Origin of the sequence: Streptomyces sp. NPDC058092, from assembly GCF_042884935.1 — a bacterium.
Classification (GTDB): Bacteria; Actinomycetota; Actinomycetes; order Streptomycetales; family Streptomycetaceae; genus Streptomyces.
The window spans coordinates 17,511-44,498 of sequence record NZ_JBHVSY010000030.1; the positions used below are offsets into that span (position 1 = coordinate 17,511).

At 70.9% G+C, this 26,988-nt stretch carries 19 protein-coding genes and 4 pseudogenes; 12 read left to right on the forward strand and 11 right to left on the reverse strand.

Annotation, left to right across the window (positions count from 1 at the left end):
• Window positions 1-299: 299 nt before the first annotated feature.
• The 5 genes and pseudogenes from ACFVV1_RS34570 to ACFVV1_RS34590 all read right to left on the reverse strand — a co-directional run bounded on the left by ACFVV1_RS34570 (window position 300) and on the right by ACFVV1_RS34590 (window position 3,098).
• Window positions 300-1,076 (reverse strand): GNAT family N-acetyltransferase, encoded by a 777-nt coding sequence (locus ACFVV1_RS34570; RefSeq protein ID WP_389997723.1) that lies wholly within the window; start codon window positions 1,074-1,076, stop codon window positions 300-302.
• 119 nt (window positions 1,077-1,195) lie between these two features.
• On the reverse strand, window positions 1,196-1,393 hold the full coding sequence (locus tag ACFVV1_RS34575) for a hypothetical protein (RefSeq protein ID WP_389997887.1): 198 nt from the start codon (window positions 1,391-1,393) through the stop codon (window positions 1,196-1,198).
• Between the two features lie 81 nt (window positions 1,394-1,474).
• A pseudogene (locus ACFVV1_RS34580) lies at window positions 1,475-1,808 on the reverse strand (recombinase family protein); the annotation flags it as partial.
• 4 nt (window positions 1,809-1,812) lie between these two features.
• A pseudogene (locus ACFVV1_RS34585) lies at window positions 1,813-2,787 on the reverse strand (Tn3 family transposase).
• A gap of 74 nt (window positions 2,788-2,861) precedes the next feature.
• The gene (locus tag ACFVV1_RS34590; protein WP_389997726.1) at window positions 2,862-3,098 is read right to left on the reverse strand and encodes a hypothetical protein; all 237 of its coding nucleotides are present in this window, start codon (window positions 3,096-3,098) and stop codon (window positions 2,862-2,864) included.
• A gap of 226 nt (window positions 3,099-3,324) precedes the next feature.
• On the opposite strand from ACFVV1_RS34590, the pseudogene ACFVV1_RS34595 reads away from it, so the two are divergent.
• The 4 genes and pseudogenes from ACFVV1_RS34595 to ACFVV1_RS34610 all read left to right on the forward strand — a co-directional run.
• A pseudogene (locus ACFVV1_RS34595) lies at window positions 3,325-3,495 on the forward strand (globin); the annotation flags it as partial.
• Between the two features lie 159 nt (window positions 3,496-3,654).
• Window positions 3,655-6,957 carry an FtsX-like permease family protein gene (locus ACFVV1_RS34600; protein WP_389997729.1) on the forward strand — a complete coding sequence of 1,101 codons (3,303 nt, stop codon included), beginning with the start codon at window positions 3,655-3,657 and terminating at the stop codon, window positions 6,955-6,957.
• A gap of 1 nt (window position 6,958) precedes the next feature.
• On the forward strand, window positions 6,959-9,718 hold the full coding sequence (locus tag ACFVV1_RS34605) for an FtsX-like permease family protein (RefSeq protein WP_389997731.1): 2,760 nt from the start codon (window positions 6,959-6,961) through the stop codon (window positions 9,716-9,718).
• A gap of 247 nt (window positions 9,719-9,965) precedes the next feature.
• The gene (locus ACFVV1_RS34610; protein ID WP_389997734.1) at window positions 9,966-10,922 is read left to right on the forward strand and encodes an ABC transporter ATP-binding protein; all 957 of its coding nucleotides are present in this window, start codon (window positions 9,966-9,968) and stop codon (window positions 10,920-10,922) included.
• 54 nt (window positions 10,923-10,976) lie between these two features.
• Here ACFVV1_RS34610 and ACFVV1_RS34615 read toward each other — a convergent pair.
• A pseudogene (locus ACFVV1_RS34615) lies at window positions 10,977-11,338 on the reverse strand (response regulator transcription factor); the annotation flags it as partial.
• 59 nt (window positions 11,339-11,397) lie between these two features.
• Window positions 11,398-12,099, reverse strand: coding sequence for an ABC transporter ATP-binding protein (locus ACFVV1_RS34620; RefSeq protein ID WP_389997737.1), 702 nt, complete (start codon window positions 12,097-12,099; stop codon window positions 11,398-11,400).
• Window positions 12,100-12,843: 744 nt separating this feature from the next.
• On the opposite strand from ACFVV1_RS34620, the gene ACFVV1_RS34625 reads away from it, so the two are divergent.
• From ACFVV1_RS34625 to ACFVV1_RS34640, 4 genes are read left to right on the forward strand one after another with little or no spacing between them, the layout of a single operon-like run.
• Complete coding sequence (locus tag ACFVV1_RS34625) at window positions 12,844-13,182, forward strand: antibiotic biosynthesis monooxygenase family protein (RefSeq protein WP_389997740.1); 339 nt, start codon at window positions 12,844-12,846, stop codon at window positions 13,180-13,182.
• On the forward strand, window positions 13,179-14,066 hold the full coding sequence (locus ACFVV1_RS34630; RefSeq protein ID WP_389997743.1) for an NAD(P)-dependent oxidoreductase: 888 nt from the start codon (window positions 13,179-13,181) through the stop codon (window positions 14,064-14,066). The genes ACFVV1_RS34625 and ACFVV1_RS34630 overlap by 4 nt, the downstream gene beginning before the upstream one ends.
• Window positions 14,063-15,055, forward strand: a complete 993-nt coding sequence (locus ACFVV1_RS34635) for an amidohydrolase family protein (RefSeq protein WP_389997746.1) — start codon at window positions 14,063-14,065, stop codon at window positions 15,053-15,055. Before ACFVV1_RS34630 ends, ACFVV1_RS34635 begins: the two co-directional genes overlap by 4 nt.
• On the forward strand, window positions 15,052-16,296 hold the full coding sequence (locus tag ACFVV1_RS34640) for a cytochrome P450 (RefSeq protein ID WP_389997749.1): 1,245 nt from the start codon (window positions 15,052-15,054) through the stop codon (window positions 16,294-16,296). Before ACFVV1_RS34635 ends, ACFVV1_RS34640 begins: the two co-directional genes overlap by 4 nt.
• Before the next feature lie 137 nt (window positions 16,297-16,433).
• On the opposite strand, the gene ACFVV1_RS34645 is transcribed toward ACFVV1_RS34640, so the two are convergent.
• Window positions 16,434-17,201, reverse strand: coding sequence for an SDR family NAD(P)-dependent oxidoreductase (locus ACFVV1_RS34645; protein ID WP_389997752.1), 768 nt, complete (start codon window positions 17,199-17,201; stop codon window positions 16,434-16,436).
• A 403-nt stretch (window positions 17,202-17,604) separates the two neighbouring features.
• The gene (locus tag ACFVV1_RS34650) at window positions 17,605-19,065 is read right to left on the reverse strand and encodes a multicopper oxidase family protein (RefSeq protein WP_389997755.1); all 1,461 of its coding nucleotides are present in this window, start codon (window positions 19,063-19,065) and stop codon (window positions 17,605-17,607) included.
• Between the two features lie 913 nt (window positions 19,066-19,978).
• Between ACFVV1_RS34650 and ACFVV1_RS34655 the strand changes: the two genes are divergently transcribed.
• Window positions 19,979-20,425 carry a Crp/Fnr family transcriptional regulator gene (locus ACFVV1_RS34655; RefSeq protein ID WP_389997758.1) on the forward strand — a complete coding sequence of 149 codons (447 nt, stop codon included), beginning with the start codon at window positions 19,979-19,981 and terminating at the stop codon, window positions 20,423-20,425.
• A gap of 111 nt (window positions 20,426-20,536) precedes the next feature.
• On the opposite strand, the gene ACFVV1_RS34660 is transcribed toward ACFVV1_RS34655, so the two are convergent.
• Together ACFVV1_RS34660 and ACFVV1_RS34665 are read right to left on the reverse strand one after the other, a co-directional pair.
• Window positions 20,537-21,310, reverse strand: coding sequence for a VOC family protein (locus tag ACFVV1_RS34660; RefSeq protein WP_389997761.1), 774 nt, complete (start codon window positions 21,308-21,310; stop codon window positions 20,537-20,539).
• 61 nt (window positions 21,311-21,371) lie between these two features.
• On the reverse strand, window positions 21,372-21,935 hold the full coding sequence (locus ACFVV1_RS34665) for a hemerythrin domain-containing protein (protein ID WP_389997764.1): 564 nt from the start codon (window positions 21,933-21,935) through the stop codon (window positions 21,372-21,374).
• A 401-nt stretch (window positions 21,936-22,336) separates the two neighbouring features.
• On the opposite strand from ACFVV1_RS34665, the gene dnaK reads away from it, so the two are divergent.
• From dnaK to ACFVV1_RS34680, 3 genes are all read left to right on the forward strand, one after another.
• The gene (gene dnaK, locus ACFVV1_RS34670) at window positions 22,337-24,208 is read left to right on the forward strand and encodes a molecular chaperone DnaK (RefSeq protein ID WP_389997767.1); all 1,872 of its coding nucleotides are present in this window, start codon (window positions 22,337-22,339) and stop codon (window positions 24,206-24,208) included.
• Window positions 24,209-24,369: 161 nt separating this feature from the next.
• A complete protein-coding gene (grpE, locus tag ACFVV1_RS34675) occupies window positions 24,370-24,810 on the forward strand; it encodes a nucleotide exchange factor GrpE (protein ID WP_389997770.1) in 441 nt (146 codons plus the stop codon).
• A 34-nt stretch (window positions 24,811-24,844) separates the two neighbouring features.
• Window positions 24,845-26,920: a SpoIIE family protein phosphatase gene (locus tag ACFVV1_RS34680; protein WP_389997773.1), complete on the forward strand. Its 2,076-nt coding sequence runs from the start codon at window positions 24,845-24,847 to the stop codon at window positions 26,918-26,920.
• Window positions 26,921-26,988: the final 68 nt, after the last annotated feature.

A 26,988-nucleotide genomic window follows, 5' to 3' on the forward strand; every position in this document is an offset into this window, starting at 1 on the left:
GGCCTAACCCCTACCAACGGGCGGTCGGGGTGGGGGCCCCTGGGGGCCCGCCGATAGGGGCGCCACCACTGGTCCCCACAGCCGGTCCCACTTGCCTCACGTGCCTGAAGCCGCTGTATCCGGCCTGACCTGCGCGCAGTGGGTTCGAACCCTAGATAAAGCCGGCGGCCCAGGTATACCCCGAGGTCGTCGAGCGGGCTCACGCCGACTTTGCCGCCCGCCAGGCCCAGGAGGTTCCTCACCCTGCCCGGCCGAAGTGCTCCAGCCCGCGAGCGAGAAGCGTTGAGCAGAGGTACCGGCTACGGCTTGTACACGTACGGGGTCGTGGTGCTCAGAGCGGCAAAGCCGAGCCGCTGCAGGATCGGGCGGCTCTGGTCGGAGGCGTCCACCTGCAGGTAGCGGTAGCCGTGCTCGGCGGCGATCTCGGCGCGGTGCGCAACCAGCGCCCGGTAGATCCCCCGGCCGCGCCAAGCGGGTACGGTGCCGCCGCCCCAGAGGCTGGCGAACTCGGTGCCCGGGTGTAGTTCCATCCGCGCCCCGCAGACCGGCATGTCGCCGGCCATCGCGACGACCATGCTGACCGTCCCCGGGCTCTCGGCCACGATGTCGAGCAGGCTCGGCCGCAGCCAGTCCGCAGTCGTCTCGAACGCCCCCTCGTGCGCGGACAGCATGAGCTCCACGTCGGCCGGGGTGGTCACCGGGTGCAGCCGGACACCCTCGGGCAGTCCGCCGCCATCGGGCAGGTCGGCGATCCGGGCGATCATCAGGGCCTCGCCGGGCTCAGCATCGAACCCGGCCGCCAGCAGCAGCTCGCCGAGATCCTCCGGCTGGTCGTGCGAGTAGAGCTTCCACTCGAACTCACGGCCCAGCCCGGTGAAGTACTGCACCTGCTCGGCGATCGCCGGCCGCGCCGTGGCCTGGTCCAGGCCGGACCAGACGACCGCGCTCCAGCCGCCCTCGACGCCTATCTGCCGCACCACCTTGCCGACCCGCTCGACCCGGGCGCCGGGCGCGTCGGCGAGGGTATCCCGCCGCATCTGACGGTCGAAGAGGGCGAGTACTTCAGAAGTATCCATCCGCGCATTTCAGCACGGGCGAGAGGGCTCACCAAGCGGATTCCCACCCACCTGGAGGGGGGAGCCGGATCAGCGGCCGCAAGAACAACGGATATCGCTGACCTGGGGCGATGCCGTGGTTACTTTGCCGACTGCGCCGGGCGGGGCAGTGCGGCTGCCCCTGTCGGCTCGGCGAGCGCGAGTCGTCCACCCTTCAGCTCGGGCACGTACTTGTAGATCGTGTTGCGTAAGACGCCGAGGAACTTGGCGATCGAGGAGACGGTGTTCTCCGGGCGAGTGAGCAGGTCGCGGGCGTGGCATACCTGTTCCTCGGTCATGGCCGGCGGGCGCCCGAGCCGGGCACCGCGGGCGCGGGCGGCGTCCAGGCCCTCGTCAGTGCCCTGCACGATGAGTTCGCGGATGAACTCGGCGAGGGCGGCGAAGACGTGGAAGACCAGGCGCCCGCCGGGCGTGGTGGTGTCGAGCGCCTCGTGGAGTGAGGTGAAGCCGATGCCGGCGCAGGCCGGAGACGATGGCGATGAGGTCCTGGATGGAAGGGCCGAGCCGGTCGAGCGACGGGACGACGAGGGTGTCCCCGGGCCGGAGGTGGTCGAGCGCGGCCCGCAGTTCTTCGCGTTCGGCGTTCTTGCCGGACTTCTTGTCGGCGAAGATCCGGAGGCATCCCGTTTCGGCGAGTACGTGGATCTTTCGGTCGAGCAACTGCCCCTTTGTGGACACGCATGCGCATCCCACAAGATCACCGGTCCGTTGGGCCGGGACGGGGGCGAGAAGGTCGGCGGTGTCGTCGTCCAGAGGCGCCGTTGGAGGACTCCATGACGTTCAGGCCCTCCTCGATCTCCCGCTGGAGGTCCCGCAGCCGCAGGTAGCGGGCCACGAAGATGGTCTTCTGCGCACGGCCGACCTCCAGCATCGCCGCATAGGTGGGGTGGGAGGCGTTGCGGGTGAAGCGCCGCAGGATCGCCTCGGTGGACGCGGTCCGGGTACGGATCGCGGTCGCGTACTTGATCATCTGGTCGTACTGCTGGGTGATGAGTTCCCAGCGGATCGGGCGGGTCAGCGCCGGGGTCAGCTGCGGGTAGGCGTCCGGTTCGCCGGCCACCGGCCGGTACAGCTTCACTTTGTTGATCCGCTTGATACGCGGCAGCAGGTCGAAGTTCAGCAGCCTCGTGATGCCGAACCCGATTTCCGACTGGCCATGGCTGTCTGTTTAGTTGGCCTCGACGTCCATGGTGGTGCCGTGCCGCATGGCGCCCTCGATCATCGCGGCGACCTCGGAGGCGGTGCAGTTGATCAGCTGTGAGTGGATGGCCAGGGACTTCTTCTCCACGTGCCAGTAGATGAGCACCCCGCGGCCGCCGTAGCGCGAGTGCCACTCGGTGAACAGGTTCTGGTCGTAGGCGCGCACATGGGTGGAGTCGGAGGCGACCGCGGTCGAGCCCTGGCCCCACAGCTCGGTGCTGCGGGCGGCGAAGGTGGCGTTCGCGATGTGCACGGCGATGGCGCGGGCGGCCTCGGCGGACAAATACCGTCGGCGCACGTACCGCAGCTCGTCCTCGGTGTGCCCGTGGCCGCCGGACGCCACCGCCTTGATCCCGGTGTTCGTGCCGTACGCGTAGATAACCAGCAGCAGGCGTTCGGCCAGCACCTCCGCCGAGAGGCTGCCGCCGCCGGAGACGGAGGTGACCGCGTCCAGACAGCCGGTCCGCAGCACCGCTTCCCGCCCATCGCCTTGTGGACCGGCACCGTCTCGCCCAGCGGGTAGTACGTCGCGTTCCCGGCGTTCGCCTACCGGGCCACCAGCGCCAGGGCCTCGATCACGGGCCGGTGGGCGTGGTTGCTGGAGCGGAACTCCAGCATGTCCAGCAACTTGATCAACCCGCGCCGGTAGTGGTCGGTGTACGACGCCTTCAACGTGGTCTGCACGGTGCGCCGGTAGACCGGACCGCGGGTCTTGAACTCGTGCACCAGCTCCCGCAGCGTCGCCTCGCCCCCGGACACCGCCGGGAAGAGCCCGCCGCTCATGGCGGATTTACGCTGATCGCTTGCTGAGTTTCCTGACAAGTCACCGGTCAGATATCGAAGACTCTTCATGGGCCTTCCACCTCACCCGGGACCGACAAGTGTGAGGAATCCTCGGCGTGGGCGACCCCGCCGGCGACGTACGACTGCTGTGGGTGCGCGACATCCTGGGCGTCACCGGCCCGAAGCGGGGCTGCGGCATCAACGTCTGCAAGGCGTGCACGAGTGCCATCCCCGGCTGCGCATGCGGCACGCCCCCTTCGTGGTCGACCGGGCCGCGCACGACCCGTGGCTGCGGCACGCGCAGGTCGCCGTCAAGGAGCTCGGCCTGTCCGAGGAGCACGATGCGACGCTGTGGAACTACCTGACGTACGCGGCGGCGTCGTTGATCAACGCGCCGGAGTTTGCGCTCCACCGCCCGGATTCCGTTCATAGAACGCCGATTTCCGGTCACAATCCGATCAAGCCCCTTCAGCATCACTTACCCCGCCACATCCGGTCTGACAACATCATCGGGAGATCTGGGCAACGGTGACAACAGAGGCTTGGGGGAAGCCGAGTGACGACGCACGGGGGGCGTTTCGGGGGGCGTTCGGGGCGCGCCACGCTCGTCCTGGCGCGGGCGCAGGCGCATCGCCTGCTGATCACCGCTGCGCTCGTCACCGTCCTGCTGACCACGTCCGTACTGGCGGCCCTGGCCGCCTACTCGACCGCGATCGGCGACGCGGCCCTGCGCCACTCGCTGGCCGAGCCGCGCAACGCCGCCGATGCCGCGCTGGTCGTCAAGGCCGAGGTGGCGGCCGATCGTCGCCGGGCCACCGACACCGCCGTACGCGACGCAGCGCGCCGTACCTTCGACGGGCTGCCGGTGACCGTGCGGACGCTGGTGCGCTCCGGCCCGTACGCCCTGCCCGCAACCACCCGGGCCGCGGCCACCCGGCCCGGCGACAAGCCCGACCTCACGCACTTCGCGGCGCTCGACTCCACGCAGGTGCGGCTCAGCAAGGGGCGCCTGCCACGCGCGGGCGCGCCGGACGTCGAGGTGGCGATGCCCGAGACCGCCGCGCGGCGGCTGCGACTGGCGCCGGGCGCCCGCCTCACCGTCACCGACCGGCTCGACGGGCCGCCCGTGCGGATCCTCGTCACCGGCGTGTACCGGCCCGCTGAGCCGGCCTCCCCCTACTGGCTGCTGGACGAACTGGGCGGTCGGGGCGTACGGACGTCCGCCTTCACCACCTACGGCCCCCTGCTGACGACGCCCTCCGTCGTCACCGGCGGCCGGGTGAGCGACGGAGGGTCGGCGTGGCTCGCCTCCGCCGACTTCGCCCGCCTCACCGCCGACCGCATCGGCGCCCTGCGCACCTCCGCGCGCACCGGGCCGGCCGCCCTGCTCAAACTGTCCACCGGGGACGACAGCAAGGGCGGTACGGTCGGCGGGACGACCGCTCGCACCGCCCTCCCCGAGGTCCTCGACCGGGTCGAGCGCTCCCTGCTCGTCTCCCGCTCCACCCTCCTGATCGTCGCCCTCCAGCTCGCCCTGCTCGCGACCTGCGCGCTGCTGCTCGTGGCCCGGCTGCTCGCCGCCGAACGCACCGGCGAGACCCAGCTGCTGCGCGCCCGCGGCGCCTCCCGCGCCGCCCTCGCCGGCCTCGCCGCCCGGGAGGCGCTGCTGCTGGCCGGGCCCGCGCTGCTGATCGCCCCGCTGCTGGCAGGCCCGCTGGTCCGGCTGCTGGCCGGGCAGGGGGCGCTGGCCCGGCTCGGGCTGGAGCTGGAGGTGCCGGCCGGCGGACGGCTCGGGGTGTGGCTGACGGCGGCCGGCGTGGCGCTGGGGTGCGCGCTGGCGGTGACCCTGCCGGCGGTCGCGTCGGCCGGGTTCCGCACGTCCCGCGCCCGCGCCCTGCCCGCTCCGCTGCGGGCCGGGGCGGACCTGGGGCTGGTGGCGGTGGCCGGGGTCGCCTACTGGCAGCTGGCCCGCCGCACGTCGGGCGCGGTGAGCGCGGACACGACCGGCGCCCTGGGCGTCGACCCGCTGCTGGTCGCCGCGCCTGCCCTCGCGCTGCTGGCCGGCGCGGTCCTGACACTGCGTCTGCTGCCGTCGGCCGCCCGGCTCGCCGAGCGCCGGGCGACGGGCGGGCGCGGGCTGGCCGCGGCGCTGGCCGGCTGGCAGCTCAGCCGCCGCCCGGGGCGCGGTGCCGGTCCCGTACTGCTGCTCGTCCTGGCCGTCGCGCTCGGCGTACTGGCGATCGGCCAGGGCTCCTCCTGGGAGCGCTCGCAGGACGACCAGGCCGACTTCGCGGCGGGCGCGCCGGTGCGGGTCCTGGGCGCCGGCGGCGGCGAGCTCGGCCGCACGCAGGATTACGCGGCCGTGCCCCACGTGCGCGAGGCCGTCCCCGCCGTACGGACGACCCTGTCGCTGTCCGGCGGCCGCACGGCGACGGTGCTGACGCTGGACAGCGCGCACGCGGCGGACACCGTCCTGCTGCGCCCCGACCTGGCGCCCGCCCCGATGAAGCAGCTGCTGGCGGGGCTTGGTCCGTCGGGTGGGTCGGCGGGCGCGCGCGTGCCCGCCGGGGCGACCCGGCTGACGCTGACGGCGACCCTGCTCAGTTCGGTGCGGGGCACAAAGAGCGCGGCGACCGTGACCCAGACGCTGGAGGACGATCACGGCGTCCCCTACCCGTTGCCGTCCGGCGACCTCCCCGCCGACGGGCGCCCGCACACGCTGTCCATCGAACTGCCGAGTGACCACGGACCGTTGACGTTCACCGGGGTACAACTCGTGCTGCCCGTGCCGTCCTACCACGCCGAACAGCACACCCTGACCCTTGACGCCCTGACCGCGACAACCGCCGCCGGCACGGCAGAGCGAGTGCCCCTGCCGGCGTCCTGGACGGCGGTCTCCGGCACCAACGGGCAGGGCTCGGCCAACCCCAGAACCTCGCCGACCCGCGCGCGCGTCCGCCCCGCCACGCACCCGACCGTGGTGTACGGCACGGGCTACGTCTCATCCGACCAGCCCTGGCTCAGCCCGTCGATGACGCTGCGCATGCAGGTGACACAGCCCAAGACCACCGCGGTGGCCGCCCTCGTCACCGACCGCTTCCTCGCCTCCGTCGGCGCCCGCCCCGGTCAGACGATGGACATCGCCTTCGAGGGGCGGAACGTGCCCGTGCGGATCGTGCGCGCCGTACGGCAGCTGCCGACGGCCCAGGGCGGGGAGGGCGACGGCGGCGGCGTGCTCCTCGATCTGCACGCCGTGAACCGGGTCCTCCAGGCGCGCTACGGGGCCGCCCTCGCGCCCACCGAGTGGTGGCTGCGGCCGGACTCGCCCTCGAACAGCGCGGCTGTCGCCACCGCTCTGCGCGCCCGGCCCGACCTCGATCCCTGGCAGATCGTCGTGCGCGACGAGATCGCCGCCGAGCTGCGCGACGACCCGTTCGGGGCGGGCCCGGAGGCCGCGTTCACCGCGGCGGCCGGGGCGGCGGCGGTGCTGGCCGCGCTCGGGTTCGCGGTGAGCGCGGCCGGGGCGCTGCGGGAGCGGAACGCCGAGTTCGCGATCCTGCGTGCCCTGGGCGCCCCACGCCGCCGGCTGGCCCGTGCCGTCGCCGCCGAGCACGGCGTCCTGGTCGCGCTGGCGCTGGCCGTGGGCACGGGCCTGGGCATCGCCCTGACCCGCGCGGTGCTGCCGCTCATCGTCCTGACCGGCGAGGCCACCCGCCCGGTGCCGGATCTGCTGGTGGAACTGCCGCCGCTGCGGGTGGCCGCCCTGCTGACGGCCGTGGCCGCCGTCCCGGTCGTCGTCGTGGCGCTGCTGGCGGTGCGACAGGCCGATCCGGTACAGGTGTTGCGGGAGGGGGAGTGACATGGTGATCCCGTTCAGACGTGTGGAACGTGCCGCCGCCCCCTGGGTCCGGACCCGTCTGCGGTCGGCCCCCGGTGCCGCTCTCGCCTTCGCGCTGCTGGTGGCGGTGACCGCCTGCCTGGCCGCCGCGTTCCCGCGCGCGCTGGAGCGGTACGAGGACGCGGGCCTGCGCCGCTCCGTCGAACAGGTGCCCCACTTCCGGAGCGTCGTCGGTCTGTCCGCCCCGGCGACCCTGCCGGACCTGCCGCGGGACCAGCGCGAGCAAGCACTGCGCCCCGCCACCGTGAAGCGCCAGTACGACAGCATCCTCGGCACGGTCCGACGCCCCTTCGTCCCCGACCCCGGCCAGTCGTCGTACGGCGTGACCACTTCCGTCAACCAGGCGGTACTCGAACCCTGGCTGCCCCGGCCGAGCGGGCTGCCCGCCCGGGTCGCCCTCGTCGCTCAGGCAGGCCTGGCCGACCACGCCCGGCTGAGCGAGGGCCGTCTGCCACGCGCGTCCGGCACGGTCACCGCGACGACGCCCGAGGTGGAGGCGGCGGTCAGCGCGGAGACCGCCAAGAGCCTGCGCATCAAGGTGGGGTCGGTCCTGCACGTCCCCGGCGCGGGTCGGGACGCGCTCGCCATCCGGGTCACCGGCATCATCGCCCCGCGCGACCGGGACGGCGCCTACTGGGCGACGGACACCCTGCTTCGCACGCCCGCGCTGATGCGGGTCTCGCCCACCGACCCGGACTCGCCCCGGTACTGGCTCGGCGCCCTGCTGCTGCCATCCGAGGCCGCCCCCGCGCTCCTGGGCATCGAGGGACTGCCCTACCGCTACTGGCGGCTGGCCCCCGACACGAACACCCTGCACCACCGTGACCTGGGCGCGCTCAAGTCCGCGCTCGCCGCCCTGGAGTCGGGCCCCGACCTCCAGCAGGTGCGCACGGCCGTCGACCCCCTCACGGACGCCCAAACCGACCTCGACGACGTGCTCGCCTCCTACTCCCGCCTGCACTCCGGCGTCTCTGCGCCGATCTCGGTCGCGGCGTTCGGCAGCGGTACGGTCGCCGCCATCGTCCTGGCGATGGCGGGCGGCCTGACCGCCGAGCGCCGCCGCACCGAACTGGCCCTGCTGCGCGCCCGCGGCGCCTCGCTGCCGGGCCTCGCCGCCCGCCTGCTCGCGGAGACGGCGGTGGTCGCCGTCCCGGCCGGGGCGCTCGGCCTGGCCGTGGCAGTGTGGGTCCTCCCCGGCACCCGGGCCCTGCCCGCCGTACTGGCCGCCCTCGCGGTCACGGTCGTCGCCTGCGCCGCCCTCCCCCTGCGCGCGGCGGCCGCCCACCGGTTCGTCCGCATCCCCGCGCTCCGCCAGGACGTGACGTCCGTACGACCGTCCCGGCGACGTACGGTCGCGGAGCTGACGCTGGTGGCGGTGGCCGCCGGCGCGGTGGTGACCCTGCGCCGGCAGGGCACGTCCGGCGGGTCCGGCGATCAGCTGATCTCGGCGGCGCCCGTGCTGGTGGGGGTGATCGCCGCACTGCTGCTGGTCCGCCTCTACCCCCTTCCCCTGCGTGGCATGGCCGGCCCGGCCGGGCGGCTGCGCGGTGTGGTGAGCCATCTCTCCCTGGCCCGGGCCGGTCGCAGTTCCGCGTCCGCGGTACTGCCGCTGCTCGCCCTGCTCACCGCCCTCACCACGGCCTCGTTCGGCGGCTCGGTCCTGGCGGGCATCGCCGAAGCCCGGGACCACTCGGCGCTCCTCGCCGTCGGGGCCGACGCCCGGCTGGAGTCGATGGCGGATTCCCTGCCCGCGGGGCTCACCGACCGGGTGCGCCGGGTCTCCGGCGTGCGGGACGTGGCAGCGGTGAGCGTCGCGTACCGGGCGAAGCCGAACGACGGGCGCCAGGAGGTGCCGCTGGTGGGAGTGGATCCCGGCGGCTACGCGGAGCTGACGAGGCGGACGGGGCTCGGTGCCTTCTCCGAAGGAGTGCTGAAGAAGGGCCGGGGCGGCCTGGGGACCGGCGCCGTGCTGCCCGCCGTGGCCTCCCCGGGCGTGGCGGACGCCCACGGCTCGGCTCCGTTCCCCGTCAGCATGGAGGACGGCAGCAGTGTCACCGTCCGCATCGTCCTCGTCCGGGACGTCACTCCGGCCGTGATGAGCGCCGACTTCCTGGTGGTGGACCGCGCCGGCCTCGGCGCCACGGCGGCCAGGCCGACGACGCTGCTGGTGACGGGCCCGGAAGCTCACGGCCGTGCCCTGCGCAAGGCGGCCGGGGACGCGGTGTCGGTCCGCCTCCGCGCCGACGAGAGAGCCCGGTACGTCGACTCCCCCCTCCAGTCCGGCGTGGAGCACCTCTACACGGCGGCGGTGGCGGCAGGCGCCGGCTACGCCGTGCTCGCGCTGCTCCTGTCACTCCTGCGCGCCGCTCCCGAGCGCATCGCGCTGCTCGCCCGCCTCCGCACCATGGGCCTCACCCGTCCGCAGGGCCGCCGCCTGCTCGTCCTGGAGTCCCTGCCCCAGGCCGTGCTCGCCGCAGCGGGCGGCGTCCTGACCGGCTGGGCCGCGATCCGCCTGCTTTCCCCCGGCATGGACCTGACCGCAGTGGCCCTACCGCCCTCGGTCGCTCCCCTGGAGCGGACCCCGCTGCACACCGACGCCTGGTCGCTGACGGTGCCGGCGCTGGCCGTGGTGGCGCTGACGGTGGGAATCGCCGGCGTACAGGCGTGGTGGGCGGGGAGGAGAGGAGCGGTGCGGGAGTTGAGAGCAGGTGACACGAAGTGAGAAGGGCAGCGCACCCCGTCCCCGGCAGCCAAGGCGCCAGACCCCGGGGGCTCCGGCGCCTCCGGTCACGGCACCAGTCCCCAGGGGCTCCGGTGGCTCCGGCCCCTGACCCCGGCGGACTCGGCGGCCCCGGCCCCGGGCTTCGGCGGCCTCGGCGGCCCCTGCCCCACCCTGGCGGCCTCGCCCGCACGCGGCAGCCCCGGCGCGCACCCGGCCGGCCGCGGCCCCCCATTGACCAAGGAGCCCGATGACGACGAATCCCACCCTCGCCGAACTGGCCGACAAGGCGACCGCCACCCGCGCTCGGCCCGCCTACGGCCACGACGCCCTCATCACCTGCGACCGTCTGGTCCGTATCTTCTCGGCGGACGGCGTGGAGGTGCAGGCCCTGCAGGGCCTCGACCTGCTCGTCCGCGAGGGCGAACTCATGGCCCTGGTGGGCGCTTCGGGCAGCGGCAAGTCCACCCTGATGAACATCCTGGCCGGCCTGGACACCCCCTCCGCCGGGGCGGCCCAGGTGGCCGGCCACAACCTGCTGGCCATGACCGCGAAGGACCGCCTGCACTACCGGCGCAAGGTGGTCGGCTTTATCTGGCAGCAGACCTCCCGCAACCTGCTGCCGTATCTCACCGCGGCCCAGAACGTCGCCCTGCCCCTCCAGCTGGCGGGCGGGCGACGCCGCTCCCGGGCCCGCGCCGGACGTGCCCTGGAACTGATGGAGTTGCTCCAGGTCGCCGACTGCCGGGACCGCCGCCCGCATGAGATGTCCGGCGGTCAGCAGCAGCGGGTCGCGATCGCCGTGGCCCTCGCCTGCGACCCGGCGGTGCTGTTCGCCGACGAACCCACCGGCGAGCTCGACTCCCACACCGCCCAGCAGATCTTCGCCGCCTTCCGCACGGCGAACGAGGAGCTGGGCACCACAATCGTCATCGTCACCCACGACCGCGCCGTGGCCACCGAGGTCCGCCGCACGGTCGCCATTCGCGACGGCCGCACCTCCACGGAGGTCCTGCGCCGCAGCGAGGTCGACGAGACCACTGGCCACGAGACGCTGGTGGCCCGCGAGTACGCAATGCTCGACCGGGCCGGCCGCCTCCAGCTGCCCGCCGAGTACACGAGGGCGCTGGGCATGCGCGACCGGGTGGCGCTGGATCTGGAGGAGGACCACATCACCGTATGGCCGGACGACAGCAGGCACAGCTGATCGCCGGCCGTGACCGAACAGCAGGTGCGCGGGCCGCTCGCCACATCAACGCGCCTCGGCAGCCAGGTCGACGGTGAACCCGTCGGTCTCGACCAGCACGTCGTCCTCTCCGCCGCCGGCCGGCTCGGCCCGGTGCACGGCGGCCCGCAGGCGGTCCGGCAGCTCGTCCATGCCGAACGACTTGGTGACGTAGTCGTCGGCGCCCGCGCCCAGCGCCTCCACCTTCTCGTCCGAGGAGTGTCCGGCAGCCCCAGGTCGAGGACGACCACGTCCGGGTGGCGGGCGGCCGCGAGCCGGAGCGCGTCGGCACCGTCGTGCGCAACGTCCGCCTCGAACTTTCGCTCCTTGCCCCCAACTGTCTTCCGGTCCCCGCTGCTTACATGGCATCGACCTTGCGGCCAACGATCCCGACCTATGTGACGAGGAGCAGGTCGGGGGACGTCTTTGACGCAATCCTGACAGGCGACGGCTTGGCCTACTCCCCCGTCTCGTCCCGTATCTCCCCGTCGCGCAGTTCCAGCACCCGGTCGGCCAGGTCGAGCAGCGTCGCGTCATGCGTGGCCACCAGGGCGGTGACCTGTTCGCTGCGAACGACCGCCCGCAGCAGTTCCATCACGGCATGGCCGGTTTCCGCGTCCAGCTGGCCGGTGGGCTCGTCGGCAATCAGCAACAAGGGATTGTTGGCCAGGGCACGGGCGATGGCGACCCGCTGCTGCTGGCCGCCGGAGAGCTCGCCGGGCCGCTGGGCCGCGTGGTCGGCGAGGCCCACCAGGGACAGCAGCAGCTCGACTCGCTCCTCGCGCTCCCGTACGTCGGCCCGGCGCATGCGCATCGGCACGCCCACGTTCTCCGCGGCCGTCAGGATCGGGATGAGGCCGAAGGACTGGAAGACGAAGCCGATCCGGTCCCGGCGCAGCGCCAGCAGGCCGTCCTCGCCGAGCTCCGACAGGTCCAGGCCGTCCACGGTGACCCGGCCCCGGTCCGGTGCATCGAGCCCACCGACGACGTTCAGCAGGGTGGTCTTCCCGGAGCCCGAGCGCCCTTTGAGCGCAACGAGTTCACCGCGGGGGATGTCGAAGGAGACGCCTCGCAGGGCATGGACGGCGGCGGCTCCCTGACCGTACGACTTGTGGACGTTCTCGACGCGCACCATGGTCCCCGCGACAACCTGGCTCATGTGTCCTCCCTTGATCACCCGTGGGCCGGTCGCCAGTATCGCGGCTTTCCGCCCGGCCCTCAATGCTTCTACGGCCCTTCACTCGACGCGGGAACCGATCTCCGCCGGGAGATGCATCGGCCGGGGCCACGGAGTTCCGTCGGTGCTCCATGTCCTCCCAACGGCATAGATGGACGGCTTCGTGGAGATCGAGCAGGAGACCGAGAAGCTACTTGGTGTCGTGCCGGCGGTGAATCTGCCGACAGCCGGCGACTACCAGGGGGCCTGGAAGGCCCGCGAGTGGCGGCGCCTGGAGCCGAACGGCCAGGAATCAGGCGGGGCCCGGACGGTGCGTCCGGGCCCCGCACCGCGTCAGTATTCCGCTGACGAGAGTGGTTCAGCGTCCGAAGGAGGGACCTGAGCGGTCCTGGGTCGGCGGCTGGTACCGGTACTCGCTCTGTGCGCGCCGGGCGTTCTCCCGGACGTGGCGCCCCGGCCCCGGACTGCCGCTCTCCGGGACGAGCCGGCGTCGCAGCAGCGTGGCCGCATCCGATTGCCGAGGGGCAGCCGGTTCCCCGTCGATGTGATGTGAGGCATCCAGGACCACGCCCGAGCAGGCCCTTCGGTCCTCACCCGACCGGGCCACGAATCGCGGGGGCTCCCTCTCTCTCCGTTGGGCTGTCTCCCACACGGAGTTGCGGACCCACGGGCGCCATGAGTTTGTGGGAGTCGTGCTCTGCCAGATTTCGACTTTCAGGAGGAGACATGCGCACTGCGCAGAACGGCGACCCGGCCGACAGGCTGTCCGTGGTGTACACGGTCCGCGTCGTCGAGGGCGGTGAGCAGGGCTTTCTGGACGCGTACGAGCGGATAAGGGAGTCCGTCGCCAGCGTCCCCGGACACATCATCGACCGGCTGGGAGAACCCATCGACGACTCCCGGCAGTGGGTGATCGCCAGCGAGTGGGAGACGCCCGAGCACTTCTTCGCCTGGCAACAGGGTGAGGACCACCGACAACTGCTGGCTCCGCTGCGCGACTGGGTCGACCAGACCCAGTCGCTGCGGTACCGGGTCATTCAGGAGACCGTGGGGGCGCCGTCATGACGCACCCCACCACAGGACCGGTCGCCGTCCTCGGTCTCGGCACGATGGGCACCGGCCTGGCCACTCGCCTTCTCGACCAGGGCGTTCAGGTACGTGTCTGGAACCGCACCGCGGAGCGGACTGAGCCGCTCGCCCGGGCCGGCGCCGTCGCCGCCGCGCATCCGGCCGATGCCGTCGAGGGTACGAGCGCCGCCATCTGTACCGTGACCGACGGCGAAGCCCTTGCCGCCGTGCTGCACGGACCGGACGGGATCCTGACCGGGGGCTCGTACCCCGGCGCCCTGGTCTGCGCCAGCACGGTCTCCCCCGAAGAGGTCGTCCGCCTCACCGGCGACGCGCACTCCGTTCTGGACGTCGGCATGCTGGGCAACCGGGAGCACGCCCGCAGCGGTGACCTGCGGCTGTTCGTCGGCGGCGAGGAGCGCGTCTTCACCGCGGGGCGGCCGCTGCTCGAACTACTGGGCAAGGAGGTCGTCCACCTCGGCGAACTCGGTTCCGGCATGCGGATGAAGCTGCTCCTCAACCTGCTGATGGGGATCGAGGTGCAGGCGCTGGCCGAGGCCGTCGAGTTGGCGGCCGCCACCGGACTCGACCGGAAGCTCGTCCTCGGCACGATCGCGGGCAGCGGCTTCGCCTCGCCCGTCATGGCGTTCAAGTCCAAGCGGCTGGCGGCCGGGCGCTTCGACAAGCCCGACTTCCGGCTGAGACTGATGGCCAAGGACCTCCTGCTCGCCGCGGACCAGGCGGCGGCAGCCGGGCTGCGACTTCCTCTCGTCGCCGCAGCCGCGCAGACCCACGTCCGCGCCACCGACCAGGGACACGGCGACGAGGACTGCGTCGCGGTCGCCCACGCACTCACACCGAACCCGGGAACTCACACGTGATCATCGACATCCACGGACATCTGTCCCCACCGGAGGCCGCCCGACGCTTCCCCATGCCTCCCAGTCTCACCGACGTCGACGGAATGCTCGCCGCCCGCGCTCAGGCCGGGATCGACCTCACCATCATCGGCAGTCCGGTCGGCGCCGGCGCCATGGCGCGAGTCCCGGGCGTCGACAACTACGCGCAACCGCGTGACCGGCTCCGAGGCTTCCATGCCTGGATGTCGGGGCTGATCTCCTCTTTCCCGGACCAGCTGCGCGGGTACGTGTACGCCAACCCGTTCGGCGACGACGACCACCTGGAAGGGGTCCGGGAGACGCTGGCGGACCCCGCCTTCGTCGGCCTGATCACCACCTCCAGCGTCCACGGCGAACTGCTCGGCTCTCCGCGGGCCGACTCCTTCTTCGCGCTGGCGGCCGAGGCGGGAGTGCCGGTTCTGGTGCACGCCCCGGCCGAACCGATCGGCACGGACCGGGTCGACGACCTCGGCTTCGTCGAGCAGATCGGCCGGTTCGGCGACGTCACCATGGGCATGGCCATGATCGCGTTCGCGGGATGGCTGGACAAGTATCCCGGCCTGCGACTGATCGGTGCGACGGGCGGCGGCGCGCTGGCGCTCCTGCCGGAACGCCTGCAGACGGCGGCACGTCCCCGGCACTGGGGCGGGGGCCCGCCGTCGGCACCGTCCTCGGCTCCGTCGCCGTCCTCCGTCCCGGCGTCGTCCTCCGGACGGGCGGTGGCCGACCCGGCCGGGGCGCTGCAGCGCATGTACGTCGACACCAGCACGTTCAGCCCGGCGCACCTGGGCCTCAACACGGAGGTGCTGGGGCCGGAGCGGATGCTGTTCGGCACTGACTCGCCGCCGATGTCCGTGCCCCTGGAGGAATTCATGCACATGATCGAGAAGCTGCCGATCGACAAGGCCTCCCAGCAGCTCATCCTCGGCGGCAACGCCGAGACCCTCTTCGACCTCAGGAGCCGTCCGTGACCACAGTGGACGATCCGGTCGCCACAGCCGAGCGGTGCACCCCCGAGTTCCGACGGAACCCGCACCCGGTCTACGCGAACCTCAGGGACACGGCACCCGTCTGCCCCATGCGGCCGCCGCACGGCATCGACACGTACCTGATCACGCGGTACCAGGACGCGAGGACGGCCCTGACGGACCCGCGGCTGAGCAAGGACATGTACGGGGCCATGGATGCCTACCGAAGGATCTTCGGTGACTCGTCCGTGGCTCTGGACGATCACATGCTCAACTCCGACCCGCCCAAGCACACCCGGCTGCGCAAGTTCGTCGGCTCCACGTTCACCCCGCGTCGCGTGGAGTCGTTGCGGCCGCAGATCCAGGACATCGTCGAGACACTGCTGGACGGCTGCGCAACCCGGGAACCGGTGGACTTGCTGTCCGCGTTCGCATTCCCGCTGCCGATCACCGTGATCTGTGAACTGCTCGGTGTGCCGCCGGACGAACGGTCGGTGCTGCAGGGCCTGTCCACCACCGTGGCGCACACAGGCTTCAGCAAGGAATCCAAGCAGGCCCAGCAGAGGGCCGAGGAGGACCTGCACACGTACTTCGCGGATCTCCTCGCGCGCAAGCGCAGCCGCCCGGGAGAGGACCTGCTCAGCGCGCTCATCGCAGCCCGGGACGACAACGGCGGGCTCACCGAGCAGGAGCTGGTCTCGACGGCGTTTCTGCTGATGTTCGCGGGTCACAAGACGACCGCCTACCTCATCGGTAACGCGGTACACCATCTCCTCACCCACCCTGCGCAGCTTCGTGCCGTGCGGGAGAACCCGGAGCTGATCGGGCGGGCGGTGGAAGAGCTGCTGCGTTACGACGGCTCGGTGGAGAGCGCGACGTTCCGTTTCGCGACCGAGGACGTACAGATCGCCGGGACGCTGATTCCGAGGGGATCCCTGGTTCAGATCGCGCTCAGTTCGGCCAACCGCGACCCGCGGAAATTCGACGCTCCGGACGAGTTCGATGTGACGCGGCCGGCGAACGCGCAAAGTGCCCATCTGGGGTTCGGGTACGGCATCCACTACTGCCTGGGAGCACCTCTGGCCAGACTGGAGACGCAACTCGCTCTCACCGGTCTGTTCAGTCGTTTCCCGAAGGTGGCTTCGGCCGACCCCGCGCGTGAGGCCCCCTGGATGGAGGTTCCGTTCCCGGCCTTCCGCGGCCTCGCGGAGCTGCCCGTCGTGCTGGAGCCTGCCGTGCCGTGACCGACAGCGGGAGAGCGTCGTCCCCGGGCGTCCGGGCCGCTCCGGACGCCCGGGGACGGCCAGGACCCCCGGCAAGACGTTGTGATGCCACCCCGACCACCTGATACTCCCTGGCGCCGGCCCTGCCCTCCCTGAGTTCAGAACCAGCCGCCGTCGGCCTGGATGGTCCGGCCGGTGATGAACGAGGCATCGTCCGATACCAGGAACGAGACCACCGCGGCGATTTCGGAGGGCTGGGCCATCCGCCCGAGCGAACTGGCGGTGCGAATGAGGTCGTGGAAATCAGTGTCGACGTCGGGATGGACGTAGTGGGAAGCCGCGTGAGCGGACATGTCGGTGACGGTTCCCCCGGGCGCGATGGCGTTGATGGTGATGCCGCGCCGGCCGAGTTCGGGGCTGAGGTTGAGCGCGATGCATTCGACGGCGGCCTTACTCGACGCATAAAGGGCGTGGTAGAAAACCGCCTTGTGGGCACTCTGCGATGACGTCAGTACGATCCTCCCTCCCTCGCCCATATGCCGTACCGCGTTCTGCACGGCGAAGAACTGGGCTCGTGTGTTGATGGCGAAGACACGGTCGAAGTCGGCGGGGGTGACATCGTCCAGCTTGCCGAAGTACTCAATTCCGGCGTTGCTGGCGAGAATGTCCAGTCCACCAAGAGCCTCGGCGGCCTGATCGGCCAGCCGACGGATCTCGTCCGGATCGCTGACGTCCGCCTTGATCGCGACCACGCGGCGGCCCTCGGCGGTGATCTCGGCGGCGAGTGCTTCGGCCGCGTCGCCGCTGCTCCGGTAGTTGATCGCCACGTCGGCTCCGTCAGCGGCGAGCCTGCGGGCCACAGCCGCGCCGATCCCTCGTGCGCCGCCGGTGATCAAGGCCTTCCTGCCTGTCAGCTTTCCGCTCATCGGTCCTCTCCCGTCCACGGGAATCCGGCGGTCATGCTGCATGCGGGTAACACGGTCCCAGAACTCACGGCAGCAGATGACTTTCCTCGTCCCCATGGGCACGTCCTCGTTCACCGCTGGGCCGTCTCCACCAGAATCGCCCCGGCCTGGGCACCGACGCCACTCGGAGCGAAGTCCGGCCCCGAGGGGCACACCTGCTGCTCCGGTACCGCTTCGCCCCGCCTCCGGCCAGGACAACCCGTCCGCAATCGACGCCCGAGTACACCGCGCCAACGGAAACGTTCAGCCCCGCCGACCGGAGCGCCGGCTGACCCGCCCCAAAGGCGATGGGGCGTCCATCCTGCGAGTGCGTACCCCGCATTCGAACATGTGCGCCATTAGGATGGTGCTGCGGGCGTCGGCGCTACTTGACGATCTCCAGCACCGCCATCATGCCCGCGTCCTCGTGATTGAGGATGTGGCAGTGATAGACGGTCTTGCCGGTGTAATTTCTGAAGCGGATCCGGACGACGAGCTGCCCCTTGGCGGGCACGCTCGCCGTGTCCTGCAGGCCGTGGCCGTGGTGCGGTCGGCCGTTGATGCTCATCAACTGGAATTTGTTGACGTGCACGTGGAACGAGTGTTCTTCGTTGCTGTTGTTGCGCACGGTCCACTCCTCGACCGTGTTCAGCTTGGACCGGATGTCCACCCGGTTCGGGTCGAACTGTTTGCCGTTGATGTAGTCCTTGCTGCCGTCCTTGTTCTCGGACAACACGATGGTGCGCCGGGCGGCGATCGCCGAGTGGCTCAGGTCCACGACCGGCGCGAAGGCCGAGGGCAGGGCCGCAGGTTGTGCGGAAGGTCCTTCGGACACCAAGGTCGCCAGGGTCGCCTGCGGGAACTTGTTACCGGCCGGGCCTGTGTTGTACGGGAGCGTCTGCAGCTGGGTACGGCCGGCCGGACCGCCTTGCACGAGCACGTCGAAGCGGGCGCCCGCCGCGAGGAGGAGCGAGTCGGCCGTCCAGATCCGGTCGACAGGAGTGCCGTCGTGGGCGATCACACGGAGCCGCTGACCCTGGAGGTGGACGTTGTAGTAGACGTTGGCGCTGATGTTGGCCAGCCGCCACAGCTGGGTCTCACCGGGCCGGATGTGGATGGTCGGGTTCAGCTGGCCGTTGACGGTGCGGTTGGTGGGAGCGCTGATGTGCAGGTTCTGGGTCTTGACCGCATCACCCTGGACCTGGAAGTCCTTGAGCCCGATGACGTGCTCGGTGATGTGGCGCAATTTCGCCGGCATGTACTCCTGCAGCCCGTCGACGATCAGGACGCCCGACATGCCCCCGGCGACCTGCGGTGCCGAAATCGAGTGCGCATGTGAGTGGTACCAGTAGGTGCCGGGCCGCAGGGTGTTCGGAAACCGGTAGGCGTAGTGAAACGTCTGGCCGGGATGAATGTGGACGAAGATGTTGTCGGAGTTGCCGCTCGGCGACACATGCAGTCCGTGAACATGCAGATTGGTGAACTCGTTCAGCGAGTTCTTCATCGACAGGTCCACCTTGTCCCCCGGCCGGATCCGCAGCGTGGGGGGCATGTAACTGCCGTTGTAGGTGAGAGCCCACAGCTTGCGGCCACCCACCTCCACCTTCCGCCTCTCCACCACGAGTTCCACCCGCAGGACCCCGTTGCGGCTCACCATCTGCGCCGGCTCCTTCAGCGGGGCGCCCTGCTCAACCGTCGGCGACTGCAGGGGGACAGCCGCCGACGGCGCCTCAGCCTGCGCCGGTTCCCGCTCCGGTGGCTGCTCGCCGGCACAGCCACCGACCAGGAGGGCGATGACGACCACGACGGCAGTGGCCAGTTCGGGCAGCTTGGACCGAGACCGCATTACATCTCCACTCCTGGGACCCCCGCATGGCACGTATAGCTCACTACCAGCAAGCACACGGCCCAGCCTGTGCGCTACCCCGGTGGAGCGTTCGCGCGACACGGCCACCCGCTTCAGGGCGCTCAGCGGCCGAGTGGGCGCGGCCGCTTCCACGCCGGAGTGGTATTCGAGGGCGTCGAGCGGGCTGGGCGCCGCCGAATACGCCGGCGCCCGGGACCTGGATGCCCGGCCGAGCGGGCGATGGACGCGCTTGCGCTGCCGATGTGCTCACCCCGGGCAGCTCGAGCCCTCGGCGGGACCAGCACCAGGCATCTCGCCGCGGAACACGGCGAGACCCTGACCGGCCGAGGTGGGCAGACCCGGTCCAGGAACCCGGCAGATCGCCCGCGGGCCCGCCGGGTGAACGTGCCGGACCGGCCGTCCGCGGCCTGGCCCACGGCCGGTCCGATACCCGCCACGCACCGTGACGGAGCCGTGCGACGCGAGCGCTGCAGCGGTACAGGACGGCGACGATTCCCGTATCCGTGCGTCGCCGGACGAACTGCCGGCCGGCCGAGGCCGAAGCCTTGGTGCTGCTGGGCCGGCGCCTGGACGACGGACTCGACCGGACGGGCTCACGCGTCCGGGGTCATCGGGCTTCTGACCGTGGCGGCCCAGGCGTAGCCTGCTCCTCTTGCCGTCGGCCGTTCGCCGGCCATGGCCTCGCGGACGGCCGGTCGCGTACTTCTGCCGTGATGGGGAACAACTCCTCTACGAGAGGTCGGCAGAACCTCGTGGCCGCACGAGCCGACACGCTCGGGCCATGTCCATCGCACGCCGCGTCCCGCGGGCTCATGCGATGCCATGCCGGGCACGCCGTACGGCAGCAGGAGGTTCCGCCCTCCGCAGAGCCGCTCCTCGGAGGAGTTCTCCGATGACCACCACATACAAAGTCACGTCTCTGTCGCCCGCACACCGCGACCATCTCCTGAGCCTTGCCGACAACGTATTTTTCCCCGCCGGACACCGGCTCTTCGAGGAACACACGGCTGCCGACCACTTCTGGATCATGAAGACGGGCACCGTGACCCTCGACTCACAGCTTCCGCGGCGGCGTCGCGCGGAAATCGAGTCACTGGGGCCGGGCGAGCTGATCGGGCTGTCCTGGCTCTTCCCGCCCTTCGAGTGGGAACTCGGAGCCGAGACGGTGAGCCCCGTCCGCGCGTACCAATTCGACGCATCCCAGATCCGCGCACTCTGCCGGTCGGACCCCGAGTTCGGATTCGCGATCAGCCAATGGGTCGGTCTCGTACTCACCCAACGGCTGCACGCGACGCGCGGCCGGCTGCTCGACCTCTACGAATCCGCCGCGCGGGCCTGAGGGGCTCGATCCCGAGGGTCTCGATGTACTGCCCGTGGTCGGGCCGGGGCACTGCGGGAGTACGTCGGACGGCCGTCCGGGGGCGGGACCGGGAGTCGGTGTCCCGCCCCGTCAGTCGTCGGACACGGTGAAGAGGCTGCCGTCCGGGTCGCGGACGACGAAGGCGTCCTTCGCGGGACCGGCGAGTGAGGGAACCGGTGAGGATTCGCCCCCGGCGGCGATGGCGGCCGCGGCGGCCTTTTTGCTGTCCTGGACGTGGAAGTCGACGATCCACCGAGGCCTGATCTTCGGGTCCGGGGCGGTTTCGATGCCTCCGCCGTGCAGGGTGGCGACGGTGTGTCCCGCGAGCTGGACGAGGACGTGGTCCTGCGCGTATTCGACCGTGCAGCCGCCCGGCTGTTGGGCCCAGTCGAAGACCTCGGCGTAGAAGATGGCGGCCTCGAACGCGTGGCGGGTCTGCAGGTCGAGCCGGGCGGGTGCACTGCCCCGCCCCACCGCCCAGGCCAGGGCCGGGCCCTCCCAGAAACCGAAGACGGCCCCGTCACGGTCGGCCGCGAAAGCGGCGCGCCCCGCGCCGAGCTTCAGCGGACCGATCGCGAGCGTGGCGCCGCGTTCCCGGACCCGGTCGGCCGTCTCGTCGGCGTCGCGGACGGCGAAGGACGGGGTCCAGACGGCGGTAGGGCCGCCGGGTGAACAGGCTCCGATTCCGGCGACGGGTTCGCCGTGCGCCATGGCGACGGAGAAGTTGCTCCCGAGGTTGCTGGCACGGAATTCCCAGTCCATGACCTCGGTGTAGAAGGACTGCGCCGCGTGCAGATCGCGTGCCATCAGGTTCACCCAGCAGGGCGCCCCGGCGACCGGCATGATCCGTTCGAGGGCCGGCATTCGATGCTCCTTCCGGTGAACCAGTCGTCCGGGTGATGGGTGGCGAGGCGTGGCCGGGCCTTCAGGCTTTGGTGGTGCGGCCGCTCAGCAGGTCGCGTACGCGGTCCACCAGCCCTGCGCCGGGGGCGAACAGTTTGTTGGCGGGCGGAGTGTCGGGGAGCAAGGGGTGCGGGCGGGTAGGAGCCGTCTCCTTGGACCGGCGCACCAGCTCTCCCAGCTCGTCCAGCTTCTCGGGGGAACAGGACGCCGCGAGCTTCGGGAACAGGTCGTGCTCCTCCTCGTCGATGTGGGAGGCGACCTCGGACTTCAGCTTCGCGACGGTGTCATCGAACTCCGGATCATTGGCGTGCAGTCCTTCGAGGTCCTTGAGCATCTGCTCGACCTGGGCGTGTTCGGCGAGTTCCTCGGCCGCCAGCCCTTTCCCGTCGCGGACGTTTTTGCGAACAGTCGGATACAGATGCAACTCCTCGGCCACCGAGTGCCGCACCAGCTCCGCCGTCAGCCGGTTCGCCAGTACACGCCGCTGCGGATGATCGACCGGCTGTGCCTCGATCCGGGCGAAGAGCTCCTCCACCTCACGGTGATCGGCCGTGAGCTCAGCGATCACGTTGCCGCCGTGAACCATGACGGTCCCTTTCTCAGGTCCCTCGGCGTGGGGTGCGGGTGCTTCGGCCCATTCCCGTAACCGACCGTGCGCCTTCGCCACTCGGCCGACGAGGGACTGTGGAGGACGATCGGCGGGTCGGGCTCATGCCGTCAGCGTGTACCCGGCGGAACATCACCGCACTCCGGAGCCGCTGTGTCCACGCCCGATCCCGCATTGCCCGCCCGCACGCCGGAGCCACCGGCTCGACACCCTGTTGACGTCAACCGAATGACGGGAGCCGCCCGCCGCCTCGCCCGCACCGAGAACATCGTCACCGCCTCGATCTGCCGATGCGCTTCAGCTCCATCCGGTTGTAAAATGTCGTCCAAAGGATGACAAGTGCGATGTCATGCGGACGATGACGCGCAAAGGAGGCAGCGATGGCGCGGGCAGTGGGCATTGACCTGGGAACGACGAACTCCGTGGTGTCCGCGCTCGAGGCCGGCGAGCCGACGGTCATCGCGAACACCGAGGGCGCGCGGACCACTCCATCGGTGGTCGCCTTCGCGAAGAACGGCGAGGTGCTGGTCGGCGAGGTGGCCAAGCGGCAGGCGGTGACGAACGTCGAGCGCACCGCGCGGTCGGTCAAGCGGCATATGGGGGACGCTCATTGGCGTTTCCCCGAGTCCGGCGACATCGACGGCAAGCGGTACACCGCGCAGGAAATCTCCGCTCGGGTGCTGCAGAAGCTGAAGCGGGATGCCGAGGCGCATCTCGGGGAGGACGTCACCGACGCGGTGATCACCGTCCCGGCGTACTTCAACGACGCTCAGCGCACCGCGACCAAGGAGGCGGGACAGATCGCGGGCCTGAAAGTGCTGCGGATCATCAACGAGCCGACGTCCGCGGCGCTGGCCTACGGCCTGGACAAGGAGAACGACCAGACGATCCTCGTGTTCGACCTCGGTGGCGGCACGTTCGACGTATCGCTGCTGGAGATCGGCGAGGGCCTGGTGGAGGTGAAGGCGACCAACGGTGACACCCACCTCGGTGGTGACGACTGGGACCAGTGCGTCGTCGACCACCTGGTGAAGCAGTTCAAGAACGGCTACGGCGTGGACCTGTCCAAGGACAAGATGGCGCTCCAGCGTCTGCGCGAGGCCGCGGAGAAGGCGAAGATCGAGCTGTCGTCGGCGACCGAGACGACGATCAACCTGCCCTACATCTCGGCGTCGGCCGAGGGCCCGCTGCATCTGGACGAGAAGCTGTCGCGTGCACAGTTCGAGCAGCTCACGGCGCCTCTGCTGGAGCGCTGCAAGGGTCCGTTCCACAACGCGGTCAAGGATGCCGGGATCAAGTTGTCGGACATCGATCACGTGATTCTGGTGGGCGGTTCGACGCGGATGCCGGCGGTGACCGAGCTGGTGAGGGAGCTGACCGGCAAGGACCCGCACAAGGGTGTGAACCCGGACGAGGTCGTCGCCATCGGTGCCTCGCTCCAGGCCGGTGTCCTCAAGGGCGAGGTCAAGGACGTCCTGCTGCTCGACGTCACCCCGCTGTCCCTCGGTATCGAGACCAAGGGCGGCATCATGACGAAGCTCATCGAGCGCAACACCACGATCCCGACCAAGCGTTCCGAGATCTTCACGACGGCCGAGGACAATCAGCCGTCCGTCCAGATCCAGGTCTACCAGGGCGAGCGCGAGATCGCGGCGTACAACAAGAAGCTCGGCATGTTCGAGCTGACCGGCCTGCCGCCGGCCCCGCGCGGCGTCCCGCAGATCGAGGTCGCGTTCGACATCGACGCGAACGGCATCATGCACGTCACCGCCAAGGACCTCGGCACCGGCAAGGAGCAGAAGATGACCGTCACCGGCGGCTCCTCGCTGCCGAAGAACGACATCGACCGCATGGTGCGCGAGGCCGAGCAGCACGCGGAGGAGGACCGTCGGCGCAAGGAGGCCGCCGAGACCCGCAACCAGGCGGAGGGCCTCGTCTACCAGACCGAGCGACTGCTGCGGGACAACGCCGACAAAATCCCGGCGGATGTGCGTTCCGAGACCGAGGCCGCCCTGGCCGAGGTCAAGGAGAAACTCAAGGGCGACGACACGGCCGAGATCCGGACCGCCACCGAGAAGGCGGCGGCGGCCGCGCAGCGGATCGGCACCGCCCTGTACGCGCAGGCGCAGGGCGGCCAATCCGCTGGAGGCGGTACGGCCGGCAGCGGCACACCCGGAGGCACGGGCACCGGTGAGGAGGAGGTCGTCGATGCGGAGATCGTCGACGACGAGCAGAAGGGAAGCACCGGATGAACGAGAACCCGCACCTCCGGCATCAGGGCGAGCGGCCACTTGTGCTGGTGCGCGACTGGCGCGGGCCCGCCCCGGTCACCCTCCCGTCCCGGCGCCGCCGGGACGCGGGGGACGATCGGGCGCAAGCGGGAGCCGAAGGTGCACGACCGCATGATGCACGGATGCATGAAGCACGACTGCCTGAGCAGGTCGCGGAGTTGACCGCGGACCTGCAGCGGCTGAAAGCCGAGTACGACAACTACCGCAAGCGGGTGCGCCGCGACCGCCTGGCGATACGGGAGATCGCCGTGGCCAACGTCCTCACCGGTCTGCTTCCGGTCCTGGACGTCGTGGAAGAGGTCCGCCGGCAGGGCGACGACCACGGCGCAGCGGCGGTTCTCTCCGGCACACTCCAGGACCGGCTCGCGGCGCTGGGCCTGCGGACCGTCGGTGCGGTGGGTGAACCCTTCGACCCGCACACGCACGAGGCGATCACCTATTGTGCCTGCGGCGCGGCTCATGAGGCCGTATGCACCGAGGTGCTGCGGCATGGCTACCGGGTCGGCGACCATCTCCTGAGGCCGGCCCAGGTGGCGGTGACGGGGCCCACCTCCACCGCGTAGCCGCGCGTGCCGGCAGACGAAAGGAGCGCTCGGGATGAGCCAAGCGGAATCCTTCGGCGCCGACAACGACGCACCCGACGCCCGACTGGAGCAGCCGACCGGCGTACTGGATGCGGTCCGTGTGGCGGTGGTGGCGCTGGACGCCGCCGGGCGGATCGTGTTGTGGGGCCCGCAGGCCGAGGAACTGGTCGGCTACTCCGCGCAGGAGATACGGGGCCGCAACGCGGCACAGCTGCTGGTCCATGACTCGTACATGGATCTGGTGGCCGGCAAGTGCCGGCAGATGGTGGAGACCGGCGAGGGCTGGGCCGGTGTCTTTCCCGTCCGGCACAAGGGCGGCGGTACGCGGCCGGTCGAATTCCGCTGTACACGACTGCCGGTAGGACAGGGGGAGTTCTACACGCTGGGCATCGTCACGGACGCGTCGAAGCTGCGTGAAGTGGAACGGGACGTGGCGTTGTCCACGCAGCTGATCGCCCAGTCGCCGATCGGGTTGGAGGTTCTGGACACCGATCTACGGTATGTCGCTGTCAATCCGGCGATGGAGCGGATGCATGGCCTGTCCGCCGAGGACCACCTCGGCCGGGGTTTCCGCGAGGTCCTGCCCTCCGTCAGTGTCGACGCGTCCGAGGCGGCGGTCAGGGAAGTGCTCAAGACCGGAATTCCGCAAGTCGACAAGTACACCATCGGCCGCACCCCGGCCGACCCCGACACCGATCGTGCCTGGTCCATCTCCGTCTACCGGCTGGAGGATCCCCATGGTGAGGTGCTGGGTGTCGCCACGTCGGTGGTGGAAGTCACCGATCGGTACGGCGCGATCGCGGCGGCGGCCCAGGCCCGGCAGCGCCTGGCCCTGATCGCCGCGGGCTCCGCCCGTATCGGCACCAGCCTGGAGATGGAACAGACGGCCCGCGAGCTGGCCGATGTCGCGGTGCCCGAACTCGCCGACGTCGCGGTCGTGGACGTACTCGACTCGGCCCTGGACGATCGCCGCCCCGCGACACCTGCCAACGGCCCGGCGCTCTTTCGCACCCTCGCCGTGGAGGCCGGCTGCCTCACCGAGGCGGCCGCCGCCGTGGGGAGAGCCGACGACCTGGTCAGCTACGACGCCAATCGGCTGCCCACCCGGTGTGTACGGACCGGTCGCCCCGTCATCGTGAAGCACGTCGACGAATGGGATCTGGCGCGCATCGCCCGTGACGCCGGATCCGCCGCTGTCCTGGCCAGCGCCGGTATCCATTCGTATCTCGCGACACCGCTGGCCACCCTGGGCGGGGCGTTCGGCGTCCTGAGCCTGATGCGCGGCCGCAATCCGGCCTCCTTCACCGAGGACGACGTCACTCTGGCGGGCGAGCTGGCCGGCCGGACCGCGGTGTCCCTCGACAACGCACGCCTGTACCAGAGCGTCCGCAACACCGCGGTGACGCTCCAGCGCAGTCTGCTGCCGCAGCCGGCGCCGCCCGAGCTTCTGGAGGTCGCCACCCGCTACGAACCGGCCGGAACCTCCACGGAGGTCGGCGGCGACTGGTTCGACGTCATTCCCCTCGCGGGGGACAGGACCGCGCTCGTGGTGGGCGACGTGATGGGCAGCGGCATCGACGCGGCCGCCGCGATGGGCCGTCTGCGCACCGCCACCGCCACTCTGGCCGGCCTCGACCTGCCGCCCGCCGAGGTGTTGCAGCACCTCGACAGGATCACCGCGGGCCTGGAGCCGTACATCGCCACCTGCGTCTACGCGGAATACGACCCGCACAGCGACCGGTGCCACATTGCCGCGGCCGGACACCTGCCCCCCGCGCTGACCCGCACCGGTCAGCGCCCCGAGCTGCTCGACCTGCCCACGGGTGCGCCCCTCGGGGTCGGCGGCGTCCCCTTCGAGGCGGCCACCATCCCCCTGCGCCCCGGTGATCAACTGGTTCTCTATACCGATGGGTTGGTCGAAAGACGCCGCGTTGCCATCGACGAGCGCCTGAACGTCCTCCTCGACGTGCTCGACGGCCCCGATCGCTCGTTGGACGAAACCTGCGACCGGCTCCTGGACTCGCTGCGCGATCCGGACGATCACGACGACGTGGCCATACTCATCGCCCGTCCCCGACCGCGCCCCTGACGAAGACGGCCGGAGGGACCGAGCCGACCGCTGCGCGCGGAAGGACACCCGAGCGACACCGACCGGAC